1 pseudogene is annotated in these 248 nt (G+C 62.5%); it reads right to left on the bottom strand.

From position 1 onward, the window contains the following. Window positions 1-248 (bottom strand): annotated as a pseudogene (locus tag R0J92_RS25315) (aromatic ring-hydroxylating dioxygenase subunit alpha); the annotation flags it as partial.

Here is a 248-nt window from a genome sequence, read left to right as displayed (position 1 = left end):
GGAATGAGCTGTCGATGCCGCCGTGATAGAGCGGCTTGTCGAATTCCTGCCAGCGTTCGATCAGATCGGCGTGGCCCTCCTCGAAGGGAGCGACGTTGCCGTCGATACTGACGAAGATCACGTCCTGCCAGACATGGCTGCGGAAGGTGATCAGGCCCAGCTCGTCCATCTTGACGTCGTCATGGGTGTTCTGACCCACGCCGCCCACATGCGGGGCCGCCCGCAGCTTGCCCTTCAGGCTGTAGCAC

The organism is Tritonibacter sp. SIMBA_163 (genome assembly GCF_046535935.1).
Classification (GTDB): Bacteria; Pseudomonadota; Alphaproteobacteria; order Rhodobacterales; family Rhodobacteraceae; genus Epibacterium; species Epibacterium scottomollicae.
Note: the sequence above shows the minus strand (reverse complement) of the source record. Positions and strands in the feature narration are given on the sequence as shown.